General features: G+C 60.7%; 26 protein-coding genes and 1 riboswitch. Of the genes, 12 read left to right on the forward strand and 14 right to left on the reverse strand.

What is annotated here, in order from left to right; genetic code table 11:
• Position 1: 1 nt before the first annotated feature.
• Both B2P82_RS02315 and B2P82_RS02320 read left to right on the forward strand, forming a co-directional pair.
• Positions 2-1876, forward strand: coding sequence for a feruloyl-CoA synthase (locus B2P82_RS02315; RefSeq protein WP_290494865.1), 1875 nt, complete (start codon positions 2-4; stop codon positions 1874-1876).
• Positions 1877-1943: 67 nt separating this feature from the next.
• Positions 1944-3491 (forward strand): acetolactate synthase large subunit, encoded by a 1548-nt coding sequence (locus B2P82_RS02320; RefSeq protein WP_349679719.1) that lies wholly within the window; start codon positions 1944-1946, stop codon positions 3489-3491.
• A gap of 3 nt (positions 3492-3494) precedes the next feature.
• On the opposite strand, the gene B2P82_RS02325 is transcribed toward B2P82_RS02320, so the two are convergent.
• A complete protein-coding gene (locus B2P82_RS02325; RefSeq protein WP_290494867.1) occupies positions 3495-5519 on the reverse strand; it encodes a lytic transglycosylase domain-containing protein in 2025 nt (674 codons plus the stop codon).
• Between the two features lie 102 nt (positions 5520-5621).
• Between B2P82_RS02325 and dapA the strand changes: the two genes are divergently transcribed.
• Positions 5622-6503 carry a 4-hydroxy-tetrahydrodipicolinate synthase gene (gene dapA / locus B2P82_RS02330; RefSeq protein ID WP_290494869.1) on the forward strand — a complete coding sequence of 294 codons (882 nt, stop codon included), beginning with the start codon at positions 5622-5624 and terminating at the stop codon, positions 6501-6503.
• 9 nt (positions 6504-6512) lie between these two features.
• Positions 6513-6992, forward strand: coding sequence for an SsrA-binding protein SmpB (gene smpB, locus B2P82_RS02335; RefSeq protein ID WP_035552979.1), 480 nt, complete (start codon positions 6513-6515; stop codon positions 6990-6992).
• Here the strand turns inward: smpB and B2P82_RS02340 are convergent.
• The 4 genes from B2P82_RS02340 to B2P82_RS02355 form a co-directional block, all read right to left on the reverse strand.
• On the reverse strand, positions 6892-7800 hold the full coding sequence (locus B2P82_RS02340) for a DUF2306 domain-containing protein (RefSeq protein ID WP_290494873.1): 909 nt from the start codon (positions 7798-7800) through the stop codon (positions 6892-6894). The two genes, smpB and B2P82_RS02340, sit on opposite strands and share 101 nt — an antisense overlap.
• A 64-nt stretch (positions 7801-7864) precedes the next feature.
• Positions 7865-8524: a uracil-DNA glycosylase gene (locus B2P82_RS02345; RefSeq protein WP_290494875.1), complete on the reverse strand. Its 660-nt coding sequence runs from the start codon at positions 8522-8524 to the stop codon at positions 7865-7867.
• A gap of 33 nt (positions 8525-8557) precedes the next feature.
• A complete protein-coding gene (locus tag B2P82_RS02350; protein WP_290494877.1) occupies positions 8558-10558 on the reverse strand; it encodes a gamma-glutamyltransferase family protein in 2001 nt (666 codons plus the stop codon).
• 134 nt (positions 10559-10692) lie between these two features.
• The gene (locus B2P82_RS02355; RefSeq protein WP_290494879.1) at positions 10693-11076 is read right to left on the reverse strand and encodes a VOC family protein; all 384 of its coding nucleotides are present in this window, start codon (positions 11074-11076) and stop codon (positions 10693-10695) included.
• Positions 11077-11173: 97 nt separating this feature from the next.
• Between B2P82_RS02355 and soxR the strand changes: the two genes are divergently transcribed.
• Positions 11174-11641, forward strand: coding sequence for a redox-sensitive transcriptional activator SoxR (soxR, locus tag B2P82_RS02360; protein ID WP_034814093.1), 468 nt, complete (start codon positions 11174-11176; stop codon positions 11639-11641).
• Here the strand turns inward: soxR and B2P82_RS02365 are convergent.
• The gene (locus B2P82_RS02365; RefSeq protein WP_290479051.1) at positions 11638-12051 is read right to left on the reverse strand and encodes a TIGR02301 family protein; all 414 of its coding nucleotides are present in this window, start codon (positions 12049-12051) and stop codon (positions 11638-11640) included. The genes soxR and B2P82_RS02365 overlap by 4 nt on opposite strands.
• Here B2P82_RS02365 and B2P82_RS02370 point away from each other — a divergent pair.
• A complete protein-coding gene (locus B2P82_RS02370; RefSeq protein ID WP_290494881.1) occupies positions 12031-13020 on the forward strand; it encodes a D-2-hydroxyacid dehydrogenase in 990 nt (329 codons plus the stop codon). The genes B2P82_RS02365 and B2P82_RS02370 overlap by 21 nt on opposite strands.
• A 65-nt stretch (positions 13021-13085) precedes the next feature.
• Positions 13086-14306: a PQQ-dependent sugar dehydrogenase gene (locus B2P82_RS02375; protein WP_290484975.1), complete on the forward strand. Its 1221-nt coding sequence runs from the start codon at positions 13086-13088 to the stop codon at positions 14304-14306.
• 56 nt (positions 14307-14362) lie between these two features.
• Here B2P82_RS02375 and B2P82_RS02380 read toward each other — a convergent pair whose 3' ends face one another.
• Entirely contained in the window at positions 14363-15346 is a 984-nt protein-coding gene (locus tag B2P82_RS02380) for an NAD(P)H-dependent flavin oxidoreductase (RefSeq protein ID WP_206992564.1), read from the reverse strand.
• 417 nt (positions 15347-15763) lie between these two features.
• Here B2P82_RS02380 and B2P82_RS02385 point away from each other — a divergent pair, with 417 nt between their 5' ends.
• Complete coding sequence (locus B2P82_RS02385; RefSeq protein ID WP_290494883.1) at positions 15764-16060, forward strand: hypothetical protein; 297 nt, start codon at positions 15764-15766, stop codon at positions 16058-16060.
• A gap of 71 nt (positions 16061-16131) precedes the next feature.
• Here B2P82_RS02385 and B2P82_RS02390 read toward each other — a convergent pair whose 3' ends face one another.
• The 3 genes from B2P82_RS02390 to B2P82_RS02400 are packed head-to-tail and all read right to left on the reverse strand — an operon-like array spanning position 16132 to position 18449.
• Entirely contained in the window at positions 16132-16917 is a 786-nt protein-coding gene (locus B2P82_RS02390; RefSeq protein WP_290494885.1) for an SDR family NAD(P)-dependent oxidoreductase, read from the reverse strand.
• Positions 16918-16977: 60 nt separating this feature from the next.
• A complete protein-coding gene (locus tag B2P82_RS02395) occupies positions 16978-17424 on the reverse strand; it encodes an NUDIX hydrolase (protein ID WP_290494888.1) in 447 nt (148 codons plus the stop codon).
• 2 nt (positions 17425-17426) lie between these two features.
• Positions 17427-18449: a glycosyltransferase family 2 protein gene (locus B2P82_RS02400; RefSeq protein ID WP_290494893.1), complete on the reverse strand. Its 1023-nt coding sequence runs from the start codon at positions 18447-18449 to the stop codon at positions 17427-17429.
• Positions 18450-18652: 203 nt separating this feature from the next.
• On the opposite strand from B2P82_RS02400, the gene B2P82_RS02405 reads away from it, so the two are divergent.
• Positions 18653-19657, forward strand: coding sequence for a patatin-like phospholipase family protein (locus tag B2P82_RS02405; RefSeq protein WP_290479046.1), 1005 nt, complete (start codon positions 18653-18655; stop codon positions 19655-19657).
• On the opposite strand, the gene rsmD is transcribed toward B2P82_RS02405, so the two are convergent.
• Positions 19654-20214: a 16S rRNA (guanine(966)-N(2))-methyltransferase RsmD gene (rsmD, locus tag B2P82_RS02410; RefSeq protein ID WP_290494895.1), complete on the reverse strand. Its 561-nt coding sequence runs from the start codon at positions 20212-20214 to the stop codon at positions 19654-19656. The genes B2P82_RS02405 and rsmD overlap by 4 nt on opposite strands.
• A 50-nt stretch (positions 20215-20264) precedes the next feature.
• Between rsmD and B2P82_RS02415 the strand changes: the two genes are divergently transcribed.
• Together B2P82_RS02415 and B2P82_RS02420 are read left to right on the forward strand one after the other, a co-directional pair.
• A complete protein-coding gene (locus tag B2P82_RS02415; protein WP_290494897.1) occupies positions 20265-20726 on the forward strand; it encodes a nucleoside deaminase in 462 nt (153 codons plus the stop codon).
• A gap of 31 nt (positions 20727-20757) precedes the next feature.
• Positions 20758-22488 carry a cation:proton antiporter domain-containing protein gene (locus B2P82_RS02420; protein WP_290494899.1) on the forward strand — a complete coding sequence of 577 codons (1731 nt, stop codon included), beginning with the start codon at positions 20758-20760 and terminating at the stop codon, positions 22486-22488.
• 8 nt (positions 22489-22496) lie between these two features.
• Here B2P82_RS02420 and B2P82_RS02425 read toward each other — a convergent pair whose 3' ends face one another.
• The 3 genes from B2P82_RS02425 to B2P82_RS02435 all read right to left on the reverse strand — a co-directional run bounded on the left by B2P82_RS02425 (position 22497) and on the right by B2P82_RS02435 (position 25095).
• A complete protein-coding gene (locus B2P82_RS02425) occupies positions 22497-23066 on the reverse strand; it encodes a TMEM165/GDT1 family protein (RefSeq protein WP_290494901.1) in 570 nt (189 codons plus the stop codon).
• Positions 23067-23261, reverse strand: a riboswitch (yybP-ykoY riboswitch).
• A gap of 32 nt (positions 23262-23293) precedes the next feature.
• Positions 23294-24193 carry a LysR family transcriptional regulator gene (locus tag B2P82_RS02430; protein WP_290494903.1) on the reverse strand — a complete coding sequence of 300 codons (900 nt, stop codon included), beginning with the start codon at positions 24191-24193 and terminating at the stop codon, positions 23294-23296.
• 155 nt (positions 24194-24348) lie between these two features.
• The gene (locus B2P82_RS02435; protein WP_290494904.1) at positions 24349-25095 is read right to left on the reverse strand and encodes a sulfite exporter TauE/SafE family protein; all 747 of its coding nucleotides are present in this window, start codon (positions 25093-25095) and stop codon (positions 24349-24351) included.
• 152 nt (positions 25096-25247) lie between these two features.
• On the opposite strand from B2P82_RS02435, the gene B2P82_RS02440 reads away from it, so the two are divergent.
• On the forward strand, positions 25248-25791 hold a 544-nt coding region (locus B2P82_RS02440; RefSeq protein ID WP_290494905.1), incomplete at its 3' end, for an acyl-CoA dehydrogenase family protein.

Below are 25791 nucleotides of genomic sequence, written 5' to 3' on the forward strand. Positions count from 1 at the left end.
CATGCCTGACACGTCGGACCTGCCCTTTAGGGAAGTACCCTATCTGCCGCTAAAGCTGGAGATCGATCGGCGACCCGACGGCACGATCTACCTCGACAACGGCCAGCCTCTGAAAGCTTGCCCGCCACATATGCTGGCAGCGCTTGTCCATTGGGCCGAGCATCGGCCGGACACAGTATGGCTCGCCGAGCGCGATCCGGAAAATCCGGGTGCCGAAGGCTGGAACACGATCACGTATGCGGTGGGACTCGATACCGTGCGCCGGCTCGCGCAAGGCTTCCTCGACGCCGGCGCCGGACCGGACGCGCCGCTGATGATCCTGTCGAAGAACTCCATTGCCAATGCCCTGATCATGTATGCCGCCATGTGGGCGGGCAGCCCGGCCGTGCCCGTCACACCGGCCTATGCGCTGCTCAGCGAAGACCTTGGCCGCCTCAAGTATATTGATGACCTGACCCAGCCGAAATTCATCTATGTCGAGGATGGGACGGACTATCAGCGCGCGCTGGATGGGCTGGATATCGAAGGTCGCCTCGTCATTTATAGCGGCAACGCGCCGGAGCGTTACGATGCGGTACGTTTCGAACAATTCATGCGGTCGCCGACTTTGGCGGTGGATGAAGCCTATGCCCGTCTCACGCCGGACACAGTGGCAAAATACATGATGACGTCTGGGTCCACAGGTGAACCCAAGGCGGTCATCAATCTCCACGGCATGGTCGCCTCCAATGCCAGGATGATCCGCTCGATCTGGGATGAAGATCGTCTGGATGAACTCACGGGCGGCACGCAGGTGATGTGCAATTTCCTGCCATGGAGCCATACTTATGGCGCGCATTCGATCCTGCACAACATGCTGGATTGGGGCGGCACGCTCTACATCGACCAAGGCGCGCCGACGCCGGCACGACTTCCGGAAATGTTGCGCAACCTGAAAGAGGTCTCCACCACCCAGCACACGACCGTGCCGGCGGCATGGGCCGCGCTCGCGACCGAGCTTGAGCGCGATGATCAGTTGGCTGAGGTATTCTTCAAGCGGCTCGTTTGCATGGCCTATGGTGGCGCGTCCATGGGGCAGGATATCTATGAGCGCATTCAGGCGGTCGCCGTGCGCATCACTGGCGAACGGATATCATTGTCGGCAGGCTATGGCGCAACTGAGACCGCCCCAACTGCCTCGAATGTGCATTGGCCGAATGACCGGATGGGTCTGATCGGCCTGCCGCTGCCAGGCAACACATTCAAGATGGTGCCGAACGCCGAAAAGATGGAGCTGCGGGTTAAAGGGGTAAACGTTACGCCCGGCTATTTCCGCAACGAAGCCAAGACCGCTGAAGCTTTCGACGAGGAAGGCTTCTACAAGCTCGGCGACGCGGTGAAATTCGTCGATCCCGACAATCCCGAACGGGGGCTCGCTTTTGATGGACGCACGGCCGAAGAGTTCAAGCTCGCCAACGGGACCTGGGTTTCGGCAGGCACCGTGCGCGTGCAGGCCGTGGCTGCGACGGGTGGCGCGCTGTCAGACGCTGTGGTCTGCGGCCTCAACAAGAATGATGTCCGTCTCCTCGGTTTCCTGAACGAGGCGTGGTGCCGCCGGCTGGTGGGGGAGGATCTGCCTCTTGACCAATTGGTCGCGCACCCAGCCATACATGAGAAAATCCGCGAAGGCCTCGCCCTGCACAACAAGACGCATCCGAATGTTTCCGCTCGCGTCGCGCGAGTATTGCTTCAGACTTATCCTCCGTTGGCAGACAATGGTGAGATTACCGAGAAGGGCTACATCAACCAATCGCGCACGCAGGACCTCAGGCAGGATCAGGTCGACACGCTGTTTGCCGAATCTAGCGAGACGCCAGCGAATTTGCTCATCCTGTAGTGCACGACACCGAACACGAACAAGAATCTCGAAGGGAATCCGGATGACAGACCAGCCAACCCAGTCCATGACCGGCGCCGAAGCGCTCGTATCCACGCTGGCCGATCATGGCGTGACGGCGTGCTTCGCCAATCCCGGTACATCAGAAATGCATCTTGTCACCGCGCTCGATCATGAGCCGCGCATCAAGTCGACGCTCTGCCTGTTCGAGGGCGTTGCGACGGGCGCCGCCGACGGCCATGCGCGCGTGACCGGAACGCCGGCCATGACGTTGCTGCATCTCGGTGCGGGATATCTCAATGGCGGCGCAAACATTCACAATGCCCGCCGGGCCTGGACGCCAATGATCAATGTGATCGGGGACCATGCCGTGCCGCACCAGCGCTACGACGCGCCGCTGGCCTCTGACGTCATCGGCATGGCCGGTCCGAACTCGCGCTGGATCAAATCCGCCGACAAAGTCGGGCAAGCCGGCGATCTGGCCGCGCAGGCATGGGAGGCGAGCTTTGGACCCGAACCCGGCCCGGTCTCCCTGATCCTTCCGGCCGATACCGCCTGGCTCGAAGGCGGGAAGCCCGGCGCAACGCGCGCCCGGCCATCCCTGCGCCAGCCTGATCCGATTGCGATTGATGTCGCCGCTGCCGCCGTCAAATCGGCCAGCAAACCGATCATCATCATCAACGGAACCGCGCTGACCGAAGCGGGGCTTGCTCAAGCGGCCCGGGTGAAAGCCGCTGGCGTACGTGTGCTGACCGACACCTTCTTCGCGCGACAGGCGCGCGGGGCAGGCCGGTTCATTCCAGACCGGATGCAATACTTCGCCGAAGGCGCCATGTCGGACCTCGAAGGCTCAGACCTGATGTTGATTGCAGGCACGCAGGTGCCGGTGGCCTTCTTCGCTTATCCGGGCAAGCCGAGCGTGCTCGTGCCGGAAGGCTGCGTGCCCATGATGATGGGCGGACCGGACACCGACAGCGCCGCGATCCTTGAAGCGCTCGCCGATGCGCTCGGCGCCAAGGAAGCCGCCCCGATGGCTGAGCTGGACCTGCCGGGCGCACCGACGGGCGCTCTCAATGCTGCTACGATTGGCGCATCCATTGCTCGCCACATGCCGGAAGGCAGTTTCGTCTCGGATGATGGCGTCTCCAATGGCCTGCCTAGCTTCCTGATGACCCAGCGCGCCCGGCCGCATGACTGGATGATGCTGACGGGCGGCGCGATCGGGCAGGGCATGCCGCTCGCGTTGGGGGCATCGCTCGCTGCACCGGCCCGCAAGACGCTCTGCATCACCGGCGACGGTGCGGGCATGTATACCAATCAGGCACTTTGGAGCATGGCGCGCGAAGGCGCGAACGTGGTCAACGTGGTCTTCGTCAACCATTCCTACCGTATCCTGAATATAGAACTGGCGCGGACAGGCGCCGGCAATCCGGGACCTGCCGCGCAGGAACTGCTTGGCCTCGGCCATCCGGAGATCGATTGGGTGAAGCTGTCAGAGGCGCAGGGTGTACCCGCAGTCAACGCCACGAATGCGGAAGAGTTCGATCTTGCGCTTGAGCGGGCGTTTGCTGCGGACGGGCCTCAGCTCATTGCAGCGCACGTTCCGGCGCGGTAGGTCCTATTCCCGCCCACGGTCGAGATCTTCCTCAATCTCGATATCAATCGGCTCTCCGCTGAGGCGGTGACGGTAGACCTGAGTGTTCTCAAGGACGCGCTGGACGTAATTGCGGGTTTCCGAGAATGGAATGAATTCCACCCAGTCAATCGGATCGACCTGACCAGTGCGGGGATCGCCATAATCCTGGATCCACTGGCGCGGTCGGCTCGGGCCCGCATTATAGGCGGCGGCTGTCATGATGTAGCTGCCATTGAAGCGCGATAGCAGCGTGTCCAGATGCTGGCCGCCTAGGGTCATGTTATAGCCCGGATCATCGGTCAGCCAGGAAGTGCGGTAAGGCAGGCCGCGTAGCCGCGCTTCGTTACGAGCGGTGGCCGGCATGAACTGCATCAGGCCGCGTGCGCCGACATGGCTGATCGCGTTCGGGTTCATTTCGCTTTCCTGCCGAGACAGGGCCAGCATTAGCGGCCGCTCTACCTGTGGCTCGCGCAGAAGCGGATAGGCAACCACCGGGTAGGCGGCATCGGTAGAGACAATGCCTTTGGCAAGACCGGCCTTGGCACCACGAACCCCGACATCCGGCACCTGATACTCCGTAGCAATGCGGGCGAGCAGCAGATATTCGGACTCGGTCTCAAGCAGGTCGTCCATGTGATAGGCGAATTCACGGAACAGGCGTTCCTCACCGCTCTCGCCAAGCAGGCGCAGGGCCTGAACCATTGGCTTGTCCTCGAAGGCCGAAATCTCTTCTGCAGTCGGCTCTGAGGTCTTCGGGAAGGCGAGCTTCTTGTCGTCCAGACGCTCGGCGGCAAGTTGTCCGTAATAGGTGAACTTGTGCTCAGCTGCTGCCGTGTAGTCTGTCCGTGCGGCATCCGGTTGGCCAAGCGCATCGCGGGCGCGACCAGCCCAATACTTGCCGCGTGCAAGGCTGATCGGTGTTGAGACGCCGTCAGACATGGTCTCGAAATGCTGCAGGCTGCGATCCGCATCATTCTTCAGGCGCAGGGCGATCCACCCAGACACCCATTCGGCCTCGGCGAAGTCGCCGCCGCTTTCCATGCCATGCGGTGAGGCCAGCTGGTAGGCGCGGCTCCAGTTGCCGTCCTTCAGGTCTGTCCGGATCGCGATGTTGCGTTCGTCCCACAGGCGCGAGCGGCCAGCTTCCGGAATGTCATTCCCGTCGATGCCCGTTAGCAATGGGGTCGCCACATCCTGGTTGCGCAGTTTCTGGCGGCGCCATTTGGCGCGCTCGTAGAGCAGGCCGGGATTGTCCTGCAAGTTGGCGGGGACGACATTGACCAATGCATCAACATTGCGCGACCGCGCAGCGAGTGCGATGCGGGCGTCGACCAGTTTACGATAGTCAGACGTGAGCAGGTATTTGAGCTTCGATGCAGCCGTGCGCTGGTTGGTCCATAGCAGGAACTCGACACGGGCGCGGTGATCATCCTGGGTCAGCTGTTTGCCATAAGTGGACAGGACTTCGCGCTCGACGTCGCGTTCGAGGGAATTATTGTGCCAGGCGTCACGCACGGCTTCCAGCGCCTTGCCGGGTTCACCAATCGCACGCCAGCTATCGGCCAGCGCGATCTTGCCAGCTCCGGTAATCGGACCCGACTCGGTCAGCCAGTCGATGCGTTCCTTATGGCTGAAAGACGATTCGCCAATGATTTCTTCGGCGCGGCGGCGCATGGAGGTCGTTTTCGGCCAGTCTTGCAGCTTGTCCAGCGCGAACGAGACTTCCAAGAAATTCATGCCCGGAACGCCGCGGCTGGCGCGGATCCACATAATGAGGTTCCGCACGTCGGCATCAGAGGCCTGAGTTTGCAGATGCGCCACAGTCGGCCAGTCATAGCGGTCAGCCGCGCGGAGTGCCTTGTGCAGGATTTCCGCATTGCGGGCATCCGTTACGGAAGACGTATAGGGTCGGTCGGGTTTCAGACTTGGGGATTCCGGCACGCCAGCGGCGGCAGCAGCCTGGGACAGCACGGCAAGAGAGGCAAAAATGGCAACGGGTCGCATCATGAAACGTCTCTGCAGAGTTTATTTCTTGGCCAAAGCGTGAGAAGGCATTGGCGATTCATACTCGATCAAGACAAACAACACCTGAATCGCGGCAAATTTACGATGTTCCATGGCTCAATCCCAGCTCTCGTCACACCTTTCAAGAATGGTGCCGTTGACCGGGACGCTTTTGCGGCGCTGGTAGAGCGCCAGATTGTTGGCGGTTCCAGCGCGCTCGTGCCGGTCGGCACAACAGGCGAGACGTCCACACTCTCCACCCAAGAGCATAAGGATGTCGTAACGCTTTGTGTTGAAATTACCAAAGGTCGCGTGCCCGTGATTGCCGGGGCCGGGGCCAATGCCACAGACGAGGCGATCGAACTGGTCGAGCACGCCAAGGCCGTCGGCGCTGACGCCGCGCTGGTGGTTTGCCCCTATTACAACAATCCCAACCAGGAAGGCCTTGAGGCCCATTTCCGCGCGATCAACGACTCGGTTGCGCTTCCGGTCCTGCTTTACAATGTGCCGGGCCGCACCGTGGTCGATCTTGCACCGGATACCGTCGCACGCCTCGCCCAATTGCCGAACATTGTCGGCATCAAGGATGCGACCGGCGATATGGACCGCGTTAGTCAGCATGCCGCGTCGATCCCTGAAGGCACCCAATTTGTTCAGCTGTCGGGCGATGACCCGAGCGCGCTCGGCCACCTTGCCATGGGGGGCATGGGTTGCATCTCGGTCACCGCGAACGTCATGCCGGAAGCCTGCGCCGCCATGCACACAGCTTTCCACGCTGGAAATCTTGATGAGGCCCGCGCGATAGAGCGCAAGCTGATCGCGCTGCACAAGGCCATGTTCTGCTCGCCCTCGCCGGGGCCGGCGAAATATGCCCTGTCGAAACTGGGGCTTTGCACCGATGAGGTCCGCCTGCCGATCACGACGCCATCTGCAGAAAAGCGGGCCGAAATCGATCAGGCCATGGCGCTTGCGGGTCTGAACGCCTAAATCAGGGCGATGGCAAAGAAGAGTCAGACAAAGGGCCGCTCGGATGGGCTGGTCGCGGAAAACCGCCGCTCCCGCCGCGATTATGCGGTCGAGGATACGCTGGAGGCTGGCATCATGCTGGTCGGGTCAGAGGTGAAATCCCTGCGCCAGGGCAAGGCCAATATCGCCGAAGCCTATGTCAGCCCCGAGGATGGCGGTCTCTACCTGATCAATGCGGACATCCCGATCTACAATGCCGCCAACCGGTTCAATCATGAGCCGAAGCGCAAGCGGAAACTGCTCGTGTCAAAGCGCGAACTGGCGAAACTCTCCCAGTCGGTCGACCGGGCCGGGCGCACGATTGTGCCGCTGAAACTCTATTTCAACGAGCGCGGTCTCGCCAAACTCCTTATCGGCCTCGCGACCGGCCGCAAGAGCCATGACAAGCGCGAAGTCGAAGCCAAACGCGACTGGCAGAGACAGAAGGCGCGGATCCTGAAAGAGGGGTGAGGAATGCTGCCCAGGCAGCACGAAGTTTCCCGCCGCGAAGCCTCAGCAGGCCCTGCCAGACAATCAAGGCGATCAAGGGCGCAAACGCCAGTAGGAAGGGCCAGGCGGTCTGATTGAAGCCGTCGGGAAATACTTGCGGCTGCCCCAGAAAAAGTGAGCCGGATGCGATGAACATTGAGAAACACATGCGCCAGAGGTGGCGGGAAATGCGCGCCGTGTAGGACAGCGCCTGTCGCAGGATCACGTTCAATTCGCCGAACGCGGCAATGCTGCCAGCGACAATGAACAGGATGAAGGCCTGGGGCGGCGAGCCATCTACGGTGCCGCTTGGGCTGTTCGCGCCCATATGCATGAACACCACGCCCATCAGCGTGATGCTGAGCGCCATCGCCAGTCCCACATAATGCCGCCAGTTGGCTTGGACAGGCCCGCGCTGGCGAACTGTGACCAGAGCCGTGATGAGCAGGTACAAGGCCAGGATGCCGGCCACGAAGTTCGGTCGCTGGCCCTCCTCAAGGAACGGCGCAACGCCCGCGCCGATCAGATAGGTGATGAACATCGACACGAAGAAGACTTTCCCCGCAAGGCGGTGCAAGGCCCGGCCTTTGCGTGCGGCAATCGCTGCGACGCCGGATACGAGCCCCACCGCGCCGCCACCAATATGGGCATAAAGCAGGGCGTCCGTGGCGAGCCTGATCCAGAGCGGCGCGTCCGGGTCAACTTCGAGCTTTGCGGCATGGGCGACACCGGTGCCGAGAAAAACCAATGCGAAAACGCATGTAAGCAGCGGAGCGGCATATCTGGGCATCGGATGATCCTTTATCGAATAACGATATTATCGATAAACGGAAAGTGCGGCGATGGCAACTCCCTCAGGCCGGATCGGTCACACCCTTCGCCATTGCGAACACATCCTCGAACATCTCTGCCGTCAGGCGGCCTGTATTCGTGTTGTAACGGCTGCAATGATAGGACGAGATCAGCGCGAGCGAGCGGCCTTCGAACGCCACATCGTAATGCGTGCCGTGACCGAAAGGGTAATCCTTCAGTTTCAGGCCCAGCGTCCGCACCGTGGAATCATGGGAAATCTTGCCGAGGCAGATCATCGCCTTCAGCTTTGGCAGCGCCGCGATACGCGCCGACAGGAAGGGCCGGCACTGATTGATCTCGGCGCCGACCGGCTTGTTCTGCGGAGGCACACAGCGCACGGCATTGGTGATCATGGCGCGTTTCAGCTTCAATCCATCATCCGGCCGCGCATCATAGGTGCCGGTTGAATAGCCGAACTTGTCGATGGTTGCGTAGAGCAGGTCCCCGGCCCAGTCGCCGGTGAATGGCCGGCCTGTCCGGTTCGCCCCGGTGACGCCCGGCGCAAGGCCGATGATCAGCAATTCGGCATCCTCCGGCCCGAAACTCGGCACGGCGCCATTGAACCAGTCCGGCTCTTTCACGGCGACCTCTTCCCGATACGCCACAAGGCGCGGGCATAGCGGACAATTGGCGGGGGCTTCAGGTGCAAATTTCGTCGTCATGCCCCTCTCCCTAGTGGGAGAGGAGCGAGACGGCTAGTACCCATCCGCGCTGCCATCCTTGCGCATTTCGGTGGCGGCGATCCAGGTGCCGGTTTCGAAGTCGCGCATGATCGCCTGATAGCCGCCCGCATTGGCCTGGCAGCACTCCACCGCATGGCCGCGCGCTTCCAGTTCGGCGCGGGTTTCAGGCGGGATGCCGCTCTCCAGATGCACGACGCCCATATCGGTTTCACAGGCATCGCCATTGAGATCATCCGTCGGCTCGCAGCCGCCAACATGTTCCCAACGCGCGGCATCGCCCGCCTCCTGAAGCCCCATGTCGAAATCGACGAGGTTCAGGATGACTTGCACATGGCCCTGCGGCTGCATGCCGCCGCCCATCAGGCCGAAGCTCAGCCAGGGTTCGAACGGGCAGGCCTGTTCGATTGGCACGGCCCGCACCTGGCAGCCCGGCATGTCCTTCTTGAAGGCGAAAGCAGGGATGATCGTATGGAAGGGCCGCTTGCCGGGCTCGAAGACGTTTGGATGGGCCGGGTCGAGGCTGAACAACTGGCCGCGATCCTGGAACATGAAGCCAAGCCCATCCGCGACGAGGCCCGAGCCCATGCCGCGATAGTTCGACTGGATAAGGGACACCATCATGCCGTCCTTGTCGGTGACGGTGAGATAGGTCGTGTCGCCGTCTTCGAGTTTGGCGTCGGCAGGTTTCGAATTCAGCATTGATTTCAAATCAGCTAATCCTTCTTGGGCGTAGCTATTCATTTCCTCTCCAACCGTAGTGACGGGATTGGGCAAAACCTCATTCAAGTTGATATGAGTGCTCAAACGATCCGACAGCTTTTTATCAATGAATAGCTCGGCAGCTTCGCTGCCATCTTCCACGAAGTCGGGATCAGCGTAGCCAAAAGCCCTGCTGACAAACGCCAGCCGCTTCGCCTCCACCTGCGCCATGATCGAATCCGCCGACCCGAAGCCCATCCCGCGCAGGTCAAATCGTTCCAGCATTTGTAACATCTGCAGTGCCGCGATGCCCTGCGTGTTCGGCGGCAATTCGCAGATCTTGTAGTCCGCGCGATAGGTCACACAGATTGGCTCGACCCATTCGCCGGTATGGGCAGCAAAATCCTCATAGGTCAGAAAGCCGCCGATCCGCTCGAAATAGTCGCCCATGATGTGGGCGGTTTCGCCGGAATAGAATTCGTCGCGGCCTTTATAGGCTATCCGCTCCAGCGTGTCGGCAAGGTCCGGATTGCGGAACAGGCTGCCTTCTTTCGGGGCGGGCGAGAAATAGGTCGCCGTCGCATTGTCGAACTCTTCCAGCATGCCGCTGTCAGCCGCTTCCTGCAGGCGCGTGGCATTGCGGCCCCAATAATAGGCGATGACTTCCGGGATGGGCGCGCCGTTACGGGCGTACTGGATGACCGGTTCGAGGTTCATGTTCATCGGCCGCTTGCCGAATTTGCCATGCAGTGCGTACCAGCCATCCACTGTGCCGGGCACGGTCACCGGCGCAGCGCCGAAGGGCGGGATCTCCTCGCCTTGCATGAATTCATCGGCCTTGGCCTGCATGTCGGCCAGCGTTGCGCCCTTCGGTGACCGCCCGGAGCCATTGTAGCCGTAGAGCTGCTCGGTTTCTGGGTCCCAGACAATCGCGAACAGGTCGCCGCCAATGCCGTTTCCGGTCGGCTCAACAAGACCCAGCATCGCATTTGCGGCAATGGCCGCATCCACGGCTGATCCGCCGGCTTTCAGCACATCAAGCGCCGTCTGCGTGGCGAGGGGATGGGCTGTGGCGGCCGCGCCATTCGGGGCCACCACAGAGGAGCGCGTGCCAAGGTCCCGCCCGGTAATCATCCGGTCGCCCGGTCCCGGCGGAGTCGCCTCGGCATCCTTTTCTATGGATATCCGGACCACTTTCTTCTGCGTGACCTTGGCGGTGGCGTCTGCTTGCGCCTCATCCTGCGCTGGCGGTGTGGCGCACGCGTACAATCCGATAACCAGCGCTGTTGCGGCGATTGCCTGAATGGGTCTCATCAGCCTCTCCTGTTCTCATCTGACGAGAGCTTAGCGCGCTTTGGGGCAGAAGCGAGTCCCAGCGAGGCCGAACAAACGCGTCGCGCGGTTCCCATGCCCGGCCCACGGTTTCGAGATAGGAATGGATCAGTCCATCAAGCATAGCTCACCACCTCCCACTCGATGTCGTCATGGTCGTGGAAATAGAACCGGCTGCCCGGGTCATAGGTCTGGTGACTATGGGTGCGATAGCCGGCGGCGAGGATCTTCTGCTCGGTCGCGTCCAGATCATCCACCAGGATGCCGAAATGATTGACGGCGCCGGTCCGGTAATAGCTTTCCTCATCTGGCCGGTCTTGCTGGGGCAGCGCATACAGTGCGAGGTAATCCTCATCCGTGCCGACATGCACCGTATAGCCATCATATTTGGACGGGCCTTCCCAGCGCACTTTCCAGCCAAACAAACGGGTCAGCATGGACGCGGTCTTCTTTGGATCACTGACGGTCGCATTCACATGTTCGAACTTTGCAATACTCATTGTTTTCAACTCCATTTCGTCTTCATCAAATCTCTGATAAAGCTGTCGTAATTCCTCAACTTAAGTTGAGGTCAAGCGTGAGATAGGAAATTTTTTCATGGCAGTTCCGAAGGGCTTGGCGATCGGAGATGTGGCTGCGCGGACCGGCCTGTCGGTCTCGGCGATCCGTTTCTACGAAGGGCGGGGATTGGTTCACCCAGAACGGTCCTCTGGCGGCCAGCGTGTCTTCCTGCGCTCGGACATTCGTCGCCTGTCCTTTATCCTGATCGCCCAGCAGATTGGCCTGACCATCGAAGAGATCAGCCAGCTCCTGTCGTCATTGCCGGAGCGGCGTACGCCGACCAAGCGGGACTGGACCCGGATCAGTACGGCCTTCCGGCACATGCTGGATGAACGGATCGCGCTGATGGAGCGGACGCGCCGGAAGCTGGACGGCTGTATCGGTTGTGGCTGCCTGTCCCTGAAAAAATGCCAGCTTTACAATCCGGAGGATCGTGCGCGTGGGCTCGGCACAGGACCGCGGTTCCTGCTTGAGGATGTCAGCGTGGTCTCGACCGAAACCTAGTCTTGGCGCTCTGGGGGTTGAGGGAAGTAATGGGTGGCCATGCGCGTGGCGATTTCCTGGCCCTTCACGGCAAAATCAGCTTCAGCCTCGACCGCGCGATTGTCACAGGTCTGGTAGATGCGTCCGGCGCTTGTGAAGGCCTCATTGAAGGCGTCGACCAGTGAGCTGCGGACCGCGCCTCGATTGGGCGCTTCGTACTTCAGCATGTCGGACATGTAGCGCCGCCAATACTGGTCATCGCGGCCATTGCACTTTACGCGGATCGCGTGGGCGGCGCCCAGCGTGGCTGCGAGATCGGTCGCATCGCGGAAATAATCCGGTCCACGAATCGGCAATCCCGATTGCGCTGTGCTTGCGCCGCAGAACATCACCGCGCTAAGCAGGAGAATATGAAAACCTGTTTGCTTCATGCGACGACTTTTGCGCGCATTCGTGAAAGGCTCAAGGGCCTTGAACATGAGATTGAGTTCATTGTCATGGATGAGGACGGTTTGTTCTCCCATGCCGGGGACGGCACCGTGGTTCACGATATTCGGCCCGATATTGTCTTCGGGAATACGGATGTCTGGTTCGGGGATCATGCCCGCGACTTCATGATCGCCGTACTCAAGACTGGCGGGATAGATTGGTTCCAGTCCTCCGCGGCTGGGCTCGACAATCCGGCACTGATCTCCGTTGGCAAGATTTCCCGCACGTTTTGTACCAACCACACGCAGTCCGAAGCCATGGCCGAATGGGCGCTCTGGCAGTCTTTCGACTTTTTCAAGAAGGGTCCGGAGCATCGCGCACAACAGGCCGAGGCTGACTGGAACCGGCTTGAGATGCGCGAGATGATGGGGTCGCGCTGGCTGATTGTCGGGTTTGGGTCCATCGGGTCGGCGGTCGGCAAGCGGGTCCAGCTACTCGGCGGTCATGTGACGGGCGCACGGCGCTCGCCTGGTCCGGCTGAGGGTGCTGATCATATTGTGCCGATGGCGCTGGTGAAGAGCGAACTCGAGCAAGCCGACGTGGTCCTGCTCAGCGTTCCGTTGACAGATGAAACGGCTGGCATGGTGGACGCGGAATTCCTGGCAGCCATGCGCCCGGATGCGCTGCTGATGAATCTTGGCCGTGGGCAATTGGTGGATGAGGCAGCGCTCGTCGCGGCGCTGGATGCGGGGCGCCCGGCCTTCGCCGCAGTTGACGTCGCCGCTGAAGAGCCTTTGCCAAGCGACAGCCCGCTCTGGCGCCATCCCAAAGTCGCGATCACACCGCACAACAGCGCCATGACCCAGGCGACCTATATTCGCGCGGACGAGACCTTTCTGGACAATCTCAAGCGCTACCTGGCCAATGAGCCGCTCAAGCATGTGGTGCCGCGCGAGACGTTTGCTGACTGAGCAGTGGAACTGCTTGCGCTTTTGGGCGTTCCGGTTGGCAGACATCTGCCACCGGAGGAATTCCCATGTCATCACTCATCCTGCGCTCCTTGCTGAGCGGCAGCGCCGCAATCATGCTTGTGGGCTGTGCGACCGCTGAACATCATGAGGCCACTGCACCCGACGCCATGACGGTCACTGGCACAAGCGGCACGCAGCTCACCGCTACCCCGCTCGAAACCTTTGACAGCGCCTGGGCGATGACGTTCCTGCCGGATGGCCGCGCACTCGTCTCAGAAAAGGATGGTGATCTCTGGCTGCTGGATACCGCGGGCAAGAAACTGGGCGAAATCGCCAACGTCCCTTCGGTCACGGCAATGGGGCAGGGAGGTCTGGGGGACATCATCGTCCACCCGGACTTCGCTGAGAACGGCACCGTCTTCATTTCCTACGTTGAACGCGACGAGACCGATGAGAGTTTGAGCGGAGCAGCCGTTGAGCGGGCAACGCTGACCCTAACCGCCACGGGCGGCACATTGGAGGGGCGCGACGTGATTTGGCGCCAGACGCCAAAAGTGAAAGGCAACGGCCATTACGGCCATCGTCTTGCCATCGCACCGGATGGTCATCTCTTCATCGCCTCAGGAGAGCGCCAGAAATTCACTCCGGCGCAAAATATGGCCATGAATCTGGGCAAGGTCGTTCGTGTCAATCAGGACGGGTCTGTTCCGGAGGACAACCCCTTCTTTGGAAACGGCGCGGTTGCGGACCAGGTATGGACGCTTGGTCATCGCAATCCGCTGGGCATTGCATTTGACGGGCAAGAGCGCCTCTGGGTGGTTGAAATGGGTCCGAAAGGCGGGGACGAGTTGAACCTGATCGTACGGTCCGAGAATTACGGTTATCCAGAAGTTTCTGAGGGCGATCATTATAGCGGCAAGCCGATCCCGACACATGAAAGCAATCCGATTTTCGAGGACCCGGCGATCGCTTGGGTCCCAGCCATCAGCCCGGCCGGTTTGGTATTCTATGATGGAGAGATGTTTGCCGATTGGCAGGGCAATGCATTCATCGGAGGGCTGTCTTCGCAAGCGTTGATCCGCGTTTCCTTCGAGACTGAGCCGACTGACAATCTCGGACAACCGCCCAAGGATGGTCAAACCGAGCCGGTTGCCAGGGAAGCCGAGCGCTATGAATGGGGAAAACGCATTCGCGAAGTCGAGCAAGGACCAGACGGCGCGCTCTATGTTCTGGAAGACAAGGAAGGTGGCCGCCTGATCAAGCTGACACCGGCCGCCGCGCAGTAAAACGATTTCAGCCGGGCCTGTAGGCCCGGCTGTATATGTTTCCGGCGTGATGATTTCTATGCGGTCGCTTTGGTCCGCAGGCTGGCCATCCGGTCGATGGCTGATTCGGCATCGCGCATGATGTCCGCCACAATCTCCGCGACGGGCTTGACCTCTCTCACGCCGCCAGCCGACTGGCCCATGGCGAAGCAGGAGGTGTCCGCATCGAGTTTGGCTTCGTCCGTAATCCCCCCGATGCCGCCAATTACGCCTGTCCGGGTAGAGTGGATGGCCTGGTGCGGGAAGGGCTGAATGTCCTGCGGGCGCGTTTCCCAGTCATTGATATAGTCATTCGTGCGGCAACGCATCGGCTTACCGGAATAGCACCGCGTGCGTGTTGTATCAGTATCGCCCGCGCCGACGACCGTGTCCTTGTACATCTGAGCGGCATGGGCCTCGGTCGAGGCAATGAATCGCGTACCCATCCAGACGCCGCAGGCTCCCAGAGCGAGCGCTGCCGCGAGGCCGCGGCCATCATAAATGCCGCCTGCCGCGATGACCGGAATGTTCACGGCTTCCACGGCTTGTGCCACCAACGGCATCGTCCCCACCAGACCGGTATGCCCGCCGCCTTCGCCGCCTTGCAGGATGACCGCATCACAGCCAGCCTGTTCGGCCTTGATGGCATGCTTCACCGCGCCGCCAACGACCATGACTTTCACATTCGCCTTTTGCAGGCGCTCCATGATCGGCATCGGAACGCCGAGACCGGCTATGAAACTGTCGGCACCATTATTGATGATGACATCCACGCTTTCTTCAAGGCTTTCCGGACTGGCGGCCAGCAAGTCCACGCCGAAGGGCCGGTCGGTCAGTTCGCGCACGCGCTTCATCTGGCCTTCAATGAAGTCCGGGGTCGTCCCCGCCATGCCGAGCACGCCGTATCCGCCCGCATTGCACATGGCCGCACAAACTTCGGCGTAGGACACACCGCCCATGCCCGCGAGCATGATGGGGTGTTCGGTATTCAACATTTCTGTGAGTGCGGTTTTTATGGCCATGACGGCGTCTCCCTGACTTTATGAACTCTTCTGAAAAGACCGTAATTTGCCGTCCTTGCGTCAACGCAAGGCTGTTTGACCAAGCGCCGTTCTTGGCAGGGTATGGGGCGCTGATTGGCTCCAAACCTATCCACGTGATTCGGGCGCAAAGCGGAACCGGACCCTGTTTCAACGCGATTGGCGGGTTGAAAGACCATTCGCTTGCGAATCGGAGACGGTGATATTTAGGGGGAAGGTGATGAAGAAGTGCCCGAATCGGCCCAAATCTGCGTCGTTCGAGCGCGAATTCGCTGTTTTGGGCGCAGTTCGCGCAAAAAGCGCTGCATCAGACCTTCAGCTGAAACCATCTTTGCGTCGTGGTCGGCAGATGTTAAACCTCTGCCCGGTCATCTTTGACCTGAAGTAGGGGAATAAAGCATGAAACAACTCCTGATTATCGGTGCCGCTGCGCTTGTACTGGCTGCATGCGCTGCAGAAGAAACAACGGCTCCTGAAGATACGACGGCTGCTGAATCCATCGAAGAAGCTGCAGATGATGCTGCTGATGCAATGGACGAAGCTGCTGACGATGCAGGCGACGCGCTCAGCGAAGCTGGCGACAACATTGAAGCGGCTGCGGAAGATGCAGGCGATGCAATGGACGAAGCGATGGATGACGCTGAAGAAGCTGTCGACGACGCTGCGGACGAACTTGAAGAAGAGCCAACCGAGTAATCGGTCTGGTCCTACCAGAATTGAAAAGGGCTGCCCTCGGGCAGCCCTTTTTTGTGAGACTAGGCGGCCGATCAGAATTTCTGGTACGCGCCGTCTACCAGCAGCGTATCGCCCGAGTGAAAGCTCGAAGCGTCAGACGCCAGATAGACGGCAATTCCGCCGAAATCCTCCGGCTTGCCCCAACGACGGATTGGAACGCGCGCAATGACCTTGCTGTTGAAAACGTCGTTGTCCTGCGCGCCGTCCGTCATGTCAGTCGCGATCCAGCCCGGCAGGATGGAATTTGCGCGGATCTGATAGCGGCCATATTCGACGGCAATGGCGTTCATCATGGCGATGAGGCCACCCTTGGTATGCCCATATGCCTGATTGCGCGCTGCACCCGACAGCGCAGCGAGCGACGCTGTGCCGATCAGCGAGCCTCCTGGATCGCCAGCCTTGGCACGCTTGACCATGGATTTGGCAGCCTCGCGCAAGGTCAGGAAGGCGCCTTCCGAGTTGATGCGTTGATTGTACTGCCACGTCTCCAAAGTCATTTCATGGAAATTTGCTGCGCCGCGCCCAATCCCGGCATTGGCGATACAGGTATCGATTCGACCGTACTCTTCTTCGGTTTCGGCCATGGCCTTCACGATTTGGTCTTCCTCGGCCACGTCGACCTTCTTTGAAGACGCTTTGCCAGTTCCGAGACCTTCGAGCTTCTTGAGGGCCGCAGCGTTGTCATCTTCCTTGCGTCCCCAGATCACGACATCCGCATTGGAGGCAGCGAGCGCTTCGGCCATGCCGAGACCAATGCCCTTATTGCCGCCAGTGATGACGCAGACCTTTCCGGCCAAGTTGAATGGGGCGTATGTCATATTGTGTCCTCCGCGACTTTTTTGCTTGGTCAGCAGATCAAGCGGGTGACGTAGGGGCGGTCAAGCTTCGTTTGAGCTGTGAACTAGATGGCGCGCGGAATCGATGATGCGACGGGTTTCGTCCCATAGCGGCAAGGTGGCCAGCCTGTCAGGACTGATCCACTCGGCATGGGCTGCGTCGTCCCCGGCTACCGGGTTTCCTGATACCCAAACCGCAGCATAGTCGAACAACAGGTAGTGACGGGTCACGTCGCCGGTCTGGCGCGAGGTGAAGATCGCGTCCACGACATCTACCAAGCCCACGAGCCGTGCAGTAATCCCGGTCTCTTCGGCGAGCTCGCGCAACGCCGCAAGCGGCGCGCGCTCGCCCGCTTCGATCCGGCCACCGGGCAAGGACCATTCGCCTTGCAAGGGTTTGGTGCCCCGCTGGATCAGAAGAACATCGTCTCCCCGAAAGCAGACCGTGCCGACCGCCGGGACCACGCTTCTGGAACTGGCGTCTGCCACGCTCAAGCTTCGCAAAGGGCGCGCAGTTTCACCAATTCGGCCTCGAGATGCTGGTCCGAGCGTGCGAGCGGGTTACCCGTGCGCTGCTGGATTCGATGGATTAGCGGCATCCTCAGCAGTGGAATGACAGATGGCTCAGTCCCGACGAGCTTGGCCGCGCCCAACACATTCTTGCGCTTGAGTGCGGTCAGGATCTGATCGAATACCACGGCGCGCCGGATCGACTTCAGGCGAGCGGCATGGGCGGCGGTGACTTCCGCGTGTGGGGTCGGCTGGCGGAGCGCTTCGCCGGCCGTCTGTTCGAGCGCGTCCAGAGCCACAGCATCAAGCCGGTGAGATATGGAATTGCCATGCTTGCGATAGAAATACATCACGTCCGGCACGCTCATCATCCGCGCTCCGGTCGATAACAGCCGCACGATCAGATCGTAATCTTCGCCAATCCGCATCGTCTCATTATAGCGAAGCGAATTGGCTTCCAGCGCGCTGCGGCGGATCAGTGGCTTGGCATAACCGAGCTTGCTGCCCCGTCCATAAAGCATGTTCGCCTTGATGTATTCGCTCTCCATGATCCTGGCCGGGCGATCCCGCAAATCCCCCTCGAACATCGTGAAGATATTGGCGGGACCGTCGGACTGGAACACGGCAAGATTGTCGATCAGGATGTCTGCGCCGGTGTCTTCGGCGGCGGTCAGCATGCGCTCCAACCGGTCGGGACGGATCAAGTCATCGCTGTCCACGATGGCGACCCAATCGCCTTTGGCCTGCTCGAGTGCGTGGTTGCGAACCGGGGCAGGTCCGCCATAACGCGTGCCGCTGAAGACGCTCAGTCGCGCATCCTTTTTCGCGATTTCCTGGGCAATCTCGACGCTCCGGTCGCTGGACCCGTCATCCACAAGGATCAGTTCCAGCGCCGTATTGGTCTGATTCAGGACGGATCTTATGGCGCTGGCAAGAAATGCCTCGCAATTATAGTTCGCCATGATGACCGATATCATGGGTTTTTGCGGAATCTCATACGCCACGGCGGCTCACCTGTTCATCCTGCTTGGTTACCCCGCTTTTATCGCAAGGCTTGTGCCAATATCGACCAAAATCGACATGAATACCCAGATTCCTGTTTTGCGGGCGTGGCGCCGGCCGGACAGGCATCCTACGCCTGTGGTCAGGTCTCATTAAGACCGCACCGGCAAAGTAATATCTCGGTTCAAGTGACAGGAACACCGCCATGGCAAAACAGAAGCAGCGGCAGATCAGCCTCGCGCTCCAGGGTGGCGGTGCGCATGGCGCCTATACATGGGGTGTGCTCGATCGGCTGATCGAGGAAGATGATCTTGAAATCCAAGCGATCTCCGCGACTTCCGCCGGGGCGATGAATGCCGTCGCATTCTCGGCGGGGATGGCTGAAAACGGCGTGCAGGGTGCGAAGGATACGCTGGAAGCCCTCTGGCAGGGGATCTCCAAATCTTCCCGCAATGTCACGCCTTATGGCGCGCTCAGTCCGATCGTATTCGCCTATGCCAGTGCCATGTCGAGCCTGGCGAGTCCTTACGACCTCAACCCGTTCAACATCAACCCGCTCCGCGATGTGGTGGAGCAGGTAATCGACTTTTCGAAAGTGGATGAGTCGGGCATCCAACTGTTCCTGTCGGCGACGAATGTCGAATCCGGCCATGTCACCGTGTTCAGTGATGGGGACATCTCCCTCGACGCAGTGCTCGCCTCGGCATGCCTGCCGCAAACCTTCAAGGCCGTGGAGATTGATGGGCAGGCTTATTGGGACGGAGGCTTCATGGGCAATCCCAGCCTCTTTCCCCTGATCTATTCCGGCGCCCCGCGTGACGTATTGCTGGTCATGCTCAACCCGATCCGCCGCGACGGTGTGCCGAAACGTGCCGGGGAGATTCAAGACCGGATGAACGAGATCAGTTTCAATGCCGCCCTGATCGGAGAGCTGCGTGCCATCGCCTTTGTCCAGCGATTGCTTGATGATGGCATGTTGAAAGAGCCAATGCTCAAAAAATACCGCCGTCTGAACATCCATGCCATCAAGGGTGGGCAAGACCTCATGGAGTTCAGCCTAAGGACCAAATACGATACGAGCTGGGACTTCCTGACCAAGCTGAGGGACATTGGCCGGGCGGCGGCGGAAGGTTGGCTTGGCGAATGCGGAGAACTGATCGGCACCAACCAGACCCACCTCGATTTGCGCCGGGAATTTTTCGAGGGCTAGACCCGCTTCAGGAACCAGATCCGCGCTGCGCCATAGTCGCGTGTCTCGACCGGCTTCCATCCGTCTGGCGTGATCGTCTCGTCGACCCCCGTCTCGACCACGGCAAGCGCATTCTCGGCCAGCCATTTGCCAGATACCAGACCGGAAAGTGCGGGCTCGACAAGGCCTTTATTATAGGGCGGGTCGAGGAAGGCGAGCGAGAAAGGCGCGCCGGCACTGGCGGGTTTTTCGCCCAGGTCGGTGGCCGACCGCCGGTGAAGCCGCGTGTTTCCGAACAGTCCCAGTGTTTCGATATTGTCGCGGATAGCGCCGCGCGCGCCATGATCGGTCTCGACGAAAAGGCAGAACGCGGCGCCCCGGCTCATGGCTTCCAAGCCCAGCGCGCCGGAACCCGCGAACAGATCAATCACCCGCGCGCCGTCGATCTCGGGCGCCCAGTCCGCATGGGCCAGCATGTTGAAGATCGACTCGCGCGCACGGTCTCCCGTCGGGCGCGTGCCCTGTCCCTTCGGCGCCGCAATGGCGCGCCCCTTGTGCTCTCCGGCAATGATGCGCATTCGACAGGCAATCCCTTTACTTTGCGCCCGTGTAAGGCGATCCCATCCATATGACAATTCTCGCTGATCCCATGACCCGCGCGCTGGAACTGGCGCGAGAGGCGGCCGAGGCGGGCGAAGTGCCGGTTGGCGCCGTGGTGGTCGATCCGGAGACAGGCGAGATCGTGGCCGAGGGGGCAAACCGCCCGATTGCCGGGCATGACCCGACCGCCCATGCCGAAATTGTCGCCCTGCGCGCTGCGGCGGCGTCTAGGGGAAATTACCGGCTGACCGGCCTGCACCTCTATGTGACACTGGAACCCTGCGCGATGTGCGCAGGCGCGATCAGCCTTGCGCGGATCGGGAGGGTCGTCTTCGCGGCGTGCGATCCGAAGGGCGGTGCGGTGATTCATGGCGCACGCTTTTTCGAGCAGCCAACATGCCACTGGCGGCCGGAGGTCGAGCAGGACGAGGCAGCGGGCGAGACAGCGAGCGCGCTGCTCAAGGATTTCTTCAAGGCCCGGCGCAGCTGAGGCAAACTAGACAAGGTAATCATAGCGAGGCATGGCGGAACCAGGACACGAGATTCTGATCAAGGACGCAATCGTCTTCCTGTTTGCGGCGGGTGTGGCGGTTCCGGTCTTCCGGTATCTGAAACTGCCCGCCGTGGTCGGGTTCATGTTGTCCGGAATTGCGCTTGGACCTTACGCGTTGGGTTCGCTTTCCCACAATTATCCCATACTCGAATTTGTCTCGATCTCGGAACCGGAAGCCGCCGCGCCCTTTGCCGAACTGGGCGTGCTGTTCCTCCTGTTCCTGCTGGGGCTCGAGTTTTCGTTTGAAAAGCTGTGGGCGCTGCGGCGGGCCGTGTTCGGCGCAGGGGGGCTTCAGGCAGGGATCAGCGCGCTCGCCATCGGTCTCATCGGATGGCAGATCGGCCTGCCGGCAGAGGCCGCCATCATCGCCGGACTCGCGCTCGCATTGTCGTCGACCGCCATCGTCATGCAGCTGCTGATCGAGCAGAAACAGGCCGCTCAACCGGTCGGGCGCGCCGCGCTCAGCGTGCTATTGTTTCAGGACATCCTCGTTGCTCCCATCCTGATCTTTGTCGGCTTTGCCAACATAGAGGCCGGTCAGGACGTCACGAAAATTCTGCTCGAAGCCCTGTTCAATGGCGTCATTGCAATCATCGTGATCGTGATCATTGGCCGTTTTGGTCTGCGGCACATGTTTCGCCTTGCGGCGGCGGCAGGCGGACGGGATTTCCTGATGGCGCTGACCCTGCTGACCGTCGTGGGCGCGGCCGCCATCACGGCAACGGCGGGCCTTTCACTTGCGCTCGGCGCGTTCTTGGCGGGCCTGCTGCTGGGCGAAACCGAATTCAAGCATCAGACAGAGGTCGATCTCGAACCCTTCAAGGGCATCCTGCTGGGCCTGTTCTTCATGACGGTGGGCATGGGGCTCGACCTGCCATCGATCCTGTCTCAGCCTTGGGTGATCCTGTCCGGTCTTGCTGCACTCCTCATCCTGAAACTGGTCATCGGTTTCGGGGCCCTGCGTCTGTTTGCCGGGCCGACCCCGATGTCCATCGAGGCCGCCTTCCTGCTCGCGCCTGCCGGAGAGTTTGCCTTTGTCGTGATCGCAGCGGCCACAGCCATTGGCGTGCTTGCCCCGGAGCCAGCCGGGCTGATGGCCGCGATTGCCGGACTCTCCATGTTGCTCATTCCGGTGCTCGGAAAGGTTGGGGGCTTCTTGTCAGACAAGTTGGCCGGGCCCGAACCGGCGCATACGCTGGAAGAAGATTTCTCAAACCTTCAGGGCCACGTCATCATTGCCGGGTTTGGTCGGGTCGGACATGCCGTCGCGCGTATCCTCGCGGCGGAAGACGCCGAAGTTGTTGCGTTGGAACGCAGCGCCTTCAATGTTTCGCGTGCCCGCAATGCTGGTTGGCGCGCCTATCTGGGGGACGCCGCGCGACCGGAAATCCTGCATAGCGCAGGCGTCGACGGTGCCATGATGTTTGTCGTTACGGTGGATGACGTTACCGCCGCAGAAGCGATGGTGTCAGCCTTTCACAAATTGCGCCCTGACGCGCCGATTATCGCCAGGGCCCGCGACCATGAACACGCCCGGCGTCTCATGGATGCCGGGGCCCGGTCCGTGATCCCGGATGCGATTGAATCCGGCCTTCAAATGGCCGGACGTACGCTTCATGAGTTCGGATACAATGAGGAAACCATCCGTGACCGGCTGGCCGCCGAACGCGACGAGGAATATGAGCGCGCTGCCATCTGATGGCTGCGTCAGAGCCACCCCGCCGTTTCTGCCAGCAGCCATAGCCCGATTGCCAGGAACAACAGCGCCGCCAACCGTCGCACGAGGCTGAGCGGCACGCGCCGGATCAAGGCTTCTCCGAAATAGACTGCGGGAACATTGGCCAGCATCATACCCAGTGTCGTGCCGAGCGTGACCAGCATCACTTGCTCGAATTGTGCCCCCAGAGCAATCGTCGCAACCTGAGTCTTGTCGCCCATTTCGACGAGAAAGAATGTGATGAGCGTTGTCAGGAAAGCGCCATTTCGCACGCGGGGGCGTTCATCCTCGTCCAGCTTGTCCGGGATGAGGGTCCAGGCGGCCATCAGGATGAACGATACGGCGATCAGATAGCGAAACCAGTCCCCCTGGAGGAACGTGGCGGCCTGAGAGCCGACCAGTGCGGCCAGAAAATGGTTGGCGAGGGTTGCGGCCAATATGCCGGTGACGATGGTCAGTGGCTTGCGGAACTGTACCGCGAGCAAAACAGCCAACAGCTGGGTCTTGTCGCCGATCTCGGCAAGGGCGACCACGAGTGTGGAGGTGAACAGGGCTTCCATGAGAGACAGTCTCCAGGCCGGGCAAATCTGACGCAATGACACCATCATTCCGTGCCCGGCCCGAGCAGGAATGCGGCGTCATTGGTCTCGCCCGAACGGTGTCCCGTTCCCTTCGCGCCACGACCTGCAGGCCGAGTGTGTTGACGCGGAGGCCCGGTCTGCCGACCGGCTGGCTACTCCCCAAGTGACCCGCGTCTGTTATAGGCACACTCCTGCCGGCGCAAGTCTCATCCCGCCAATTCTGTCACAGCATCAAGGATCAGAGCCCGCAGCCAGGTCAGGGCAGCATCCTCAGAATTTTCCCGCCGCCAGTAAAGCTCGCTGTCGAGCGCGGGAAAGACGCCGGGCAGGTCATGTGAGACCAGTCCCGGTGATTGCGCGAGCAAGGCAGGTGCGGTGAGCGCAAGGTCCGTATGTTTCACAATTTCCAGCGCTGGCATATAGGTCGGCAGTCGCATGACCGGCGTGATGCGCGCGCCATGCGACCGGGCGACTTCCTCGACATAAGAACGTCCTTCGCGGCGGCTGGAGACGACGACATGGCGCAACTCCAAAAAGGTTTCAAACGTCATCTGGCGGCCCGAGAGCGGATGGTCTTCCGACACAACACAGACATAAGGCGTCGTCATCAGCGGCTCACGCTCAAGGTCGGTGCCGCGAATGCCTGGGACGTCGATGGCCAGGTCCAGTCGCCCCGAGGCCAGCTCGGTGGAGATCGCGCCCCGGTTCAGTTGCGTCCAGGCGATGCGCACGCCGGGGGCAATGTCCTGCAGTCGGCGTGCAAGGCTTGGCGCAATCATGAAGGCGCCGGCATCCCGGGCGGAGATATTGAACACGCGCGTCGAGCGGGACGGTTCAAACGCCGATCGTGGCTCCAGCCCGGCGCGCAATCGGTCAAGAGCGTCGCGCACTGCGGGCATGAGGGCTTCGGCCATGGCCGTGGGCTTCACGCCGCGTCCCTCGCGCACGAAAAGCGGGTCCTCGAAATGGGTGCGTAGCCGGGCCAGGGCGTTGCTCACTGCGGGTTGGGTGATGTGCAGCGTCTCGCTGGCCCGGGTCAGGCTGCGCTCGGAATAGACTGCCTCCAGCACGGGCAGCAGGTTCAGGTCCAATGATCTGAGATTCATATGCGCTCCAAACCATCACCAATAGTGATGCATTCGCTTCATATAATAAACTTCCCGAATGGTACAGGACTCGCTACTTTCATTTGCAGAGTAGAGGATCCTGAATGAGCGCGGCGCGGACGCCCAAGACAATCAGAGACGTAAGCCCAGTGGCCCTAGAGCCAGCCTGCGGCGCGCATCAGCATGACTGCGCCCACCGCCGTAACCAGATATTTCATGCCCCGCTTGAAGTTCACATCACTCATCCGATCCAGCACTTTGCCGCCCAATGTTGTTCCCAGCATGGAGAGCGGTGCGGCCGCAAGGATCAGCCAGGCTGGCGGCAGGGATTGCGCGCCCGTCGCCATGATGATCGGCACGCTCCAGAATATGATCTTCACGAAATGCGCCAGAACCTGCGTCACGGCCTTGGTCGCAACGATTTCGTGGCGATGCATGTCCGTGCGAACGAAGAACTGGTCCATCAACGGCCCGGCCACGCCCGCAACCGTGTTGAGCGCCTGTACGACAAAGCCCGCACCTTCGGCCTGATAGGGTTTCTGGATGTCGAGATCGGCAATCGATTTGGGCAGCCAGACGAGCAAGGTCACCAGCCCCAGCATCAGGTAAACCATCTGCTTGTCCGGGCGCCAGCTGAGCGCGAACAGCAACAGGACCGCTGCGGCAGATCCCAGCGCGTAGCGACGAAACACGCTCCAGTGAATATGACGGCGCCAGAGATACGCCCGATATCCATTGGAGACCATCTGGACCGCGCCATGAATGATCATGGCTGTGGCAACCGGTACCAGCGCAGTCAGCACGCCCATGAAGATCACGCCGCCGGCCATGCCGAAGATGCCGGACAGGAAACTGGTGGCCAGCACGGTCACCAGGATGATGGAAGCGGCGAGCGACGTCATGGCGCTGGCCTAGACCAGTTTGCAGGCAAACGCCAAATCTTGCAGCCCTGCCCACATGCGCGACACAAAACATTTCCAAGAAACAATTTGCGGTGCCGTTGCCGCAAGGCCTACCATTCCCCCAACAAGAAAGTCTGAGAGGAGACCCCAAAATGGCGGATACCGAAGTGTCCAAGGACACACAAAACGAGCTCAACGATCTGCGCATGTCAGACGCAGCCGTGCCGCTTTACGAGCATGTGAAAAGCTTCATCAAGGATGTCGTGAATCCCATGAGTGAGGAATTCCATCGCCTTGGCGAAGGAAAGACTGACATCTGGTCCTATGCGCCCGGCCAGCTGGAAGCGCTCGAAAAGGCAAAGGACGAGGCCAAGAAGCAGGGCCTTTGGAACTTCTTCCTGCCGGACGCCGAAACCGGCGAAGGCCTGAAGAACCTCGACTATGCCTATATCGCGGCTGAGCTCGGCAAGAACCCGCTGGCCTCTGAATCCATGAACTGTTCCGCGCCGGACACCGGCAATATGGAAGTTCTGGAGCGCGTCGGCACGCCCGAACAGAAAGAGCGCTGGCTGAAGCCATTGCTCGAAGGCAAGATCCGCTCGGCCTTTGCCATGACCGAGCCGGCCCTGCCATCGTCGGATGCCAAGAACGTCTCCATGAGCGCCGTGCTCGAAGGCGACGAGTGGGTCATCAATG

The organism is Hyphomonas sp. UBA4494 (genome assembly GCF_002388935.1).
Classification (GTDB): domain Bacteria; phylum Pseudomonadota; class Alphaproteobacteria; order Caulobacterales; family Hyphomonadaceae; genus Hyphomonas.

What these genes read in the sequence shown, in the direction of transcription:
- B2P82_RS02325 (WP_290494867.1), bottom strand. Translation starts at nt 5,519, where the DNA reads ATGATGCGACCCGTTGCCATTTTTGCCTCTCTTGCCGTGCTGTCCCAG.
- B2P82_RS02375 (WP_290484975.1), top strand. Translation starts at nt 13,086, where the DNA reads ATGTCATCACTCATCCTGCGCTCCTTGCTGAGCGGCAGCGCCGCAATC.
- B2P82_RS02320 (WP_349679719.1), top strand. Translation starts at nt 1,944, where the DNA reads ATGACCGGCGCCGAAGCGCTCGTATCCACGCTGGCCGATCATGGCGTG.
- rsmD (WP_290494895.1), bottom strand. Translation starts at nt 20,214, where the DNA reads ATGCGCATCATTGCCGGAGAGCACAAGGGGCGCGCCATTGCGGCGCCG.
- B2P82_RS02355 (WP_290494879.1), bottom strand. Translation starts at nt 11,076, where the DNA reads ATGAGTATTGCAAAGTTCGAACATGTGAATGCGACCGTCAGTGATCCA.
- B2P82_RS02390 (WP_290494885.1), bottom strand. Translation starts at nt 16,917, where the DNA reads ATGACATACGCCCCATTCAACTTGGCCGGAAAGGTCTGCGTCATCACT.
- B2P82_RS02345 (WP_290494875.1), bottom strand. Translation starts at nt 8,524, where the DNA reads ATGACGACGAAATTTGCACCTGAAGCCCCCGCCAATTGTCCGCTATGC.
- B2P82_RS02370 (WP_290494881.1), top strand. Translation starts at nt 12,031, where the DNA reads ATGAAAACCTGTTTGCTTCATGCGACGACTTTTGCGCGCATTCGTGAA.
- B2P82_RS02315 (WP_290494865.1), top strand. Translation starts at nt 2, where the DNA reads ATGCCTGACACGTCGGACCTGCCCTTTAGGGAAGTACCCTATCTGCCG.
- B2P82_RS02430 (WP_290494903.1), bottom strand. Translation starts at nt 24,193, where the DNA reads ATGAATCTCAGATCATTGGACCTGAACCTGCTGCCCGTGCTGGAGGCA.
- B2P82_RS02350 (WP_290494877.1), bottom strand. Translation starts at nt 10,558, where the DNA reads ATGAGACCCATTCAGGCAATCGCCGCAACAGCGCTGGTTATCGGATTG.
- B2P82_RS02420 (WP_290494899.1), top strand. Translation starts at nt 20,758, where the DNA reads ATGGCGGAACCAGGACACGAGATTCTGATCAAGGACGCAATCGTCTTC.
- B2P82_RS02365 (WP_290479051.1), bottom strand. Translation starts at nt 12,051, where the DNA reads ATGAAGCAAACAGGTTTTCATATTCTCCTGCTTAGCGCGGTGATGTTC.
- B2P82_RS02425 (WP_290494901.1), bottom strand. Translation starts at nt 23,066, where the DNA reads ATGGAAGCCCTGTTCACCTCCACACTCGTGGTCGCCCTTGCCGAGATC.
- smpB (WP_035552979.1), top strand. Translation starts at nt 6,513, where the DNA reads ATGGCAAAGAAGAGTCAGACAAAGGGCCGCTCGGATGGGCTGGTCGCG.
- B2P82_RS02385 (WP_290494883.1), top strand. Translation starts at nt 15,764, where the DNA reads ATGAAACAACTCCTGATTATCGGTGCCGCTGCGCTTGTACTGGCTGCA.
- B2P82_RS02435 (WP_290494904.1), bottom strand. Translation starts at nt 25,095, where the DNA reads ATGACGTCGCTCGCCGCTTCCATCATCCTGGTGACCGTGCTGGCCACC.
- soxR (WP_034814093.1), top strand. Translation starts at nt 11,174, where the DNA reads ATGGCAGTTCCGAAGGGCTTGGCGATCGGAGATGTGGCTGCGCGGACC.
- B2P82_RS02415 (WP_290494897.1), top strand. Translation starts at nt 20,265, where the DNA reads ATGACAATTCTCGCTGATCCCATGACCCGCGCGCTGGAACTGGCGCGA.
- dapA (WP_290494869.1), top strand. Translation starts at nt 5,622, where the DNA reads ATGTTCCATGGCTCAATCCCAGCTCTCGTCACACCTTTCAAGAATGGT.
- B2P82_RS02380 (WP_206992564.1), bottom strand. Translation starts at nt 15,346, where the DNA reads ATGGCCATAAAAACCGCACTCACAGAAATGTTGAATACCGAACACCCC.
- B2P82_RS02405 (WP_290479046.1), top strand. Translation starts at nt 18,653, where the DNA reads ATGGCAAAACAGAAGCAGCGGCAGATCAGCCTCGCGCTCCAGGGTGGC.
- B2P82_RS02340 (WP_290494873.1), bottom strand. Translation starts at nt 7,800, where the DNA reads ATGCCCAGATATGCCGCTCCGCTGCTTACATGCGTTTTCGCATTGGTT.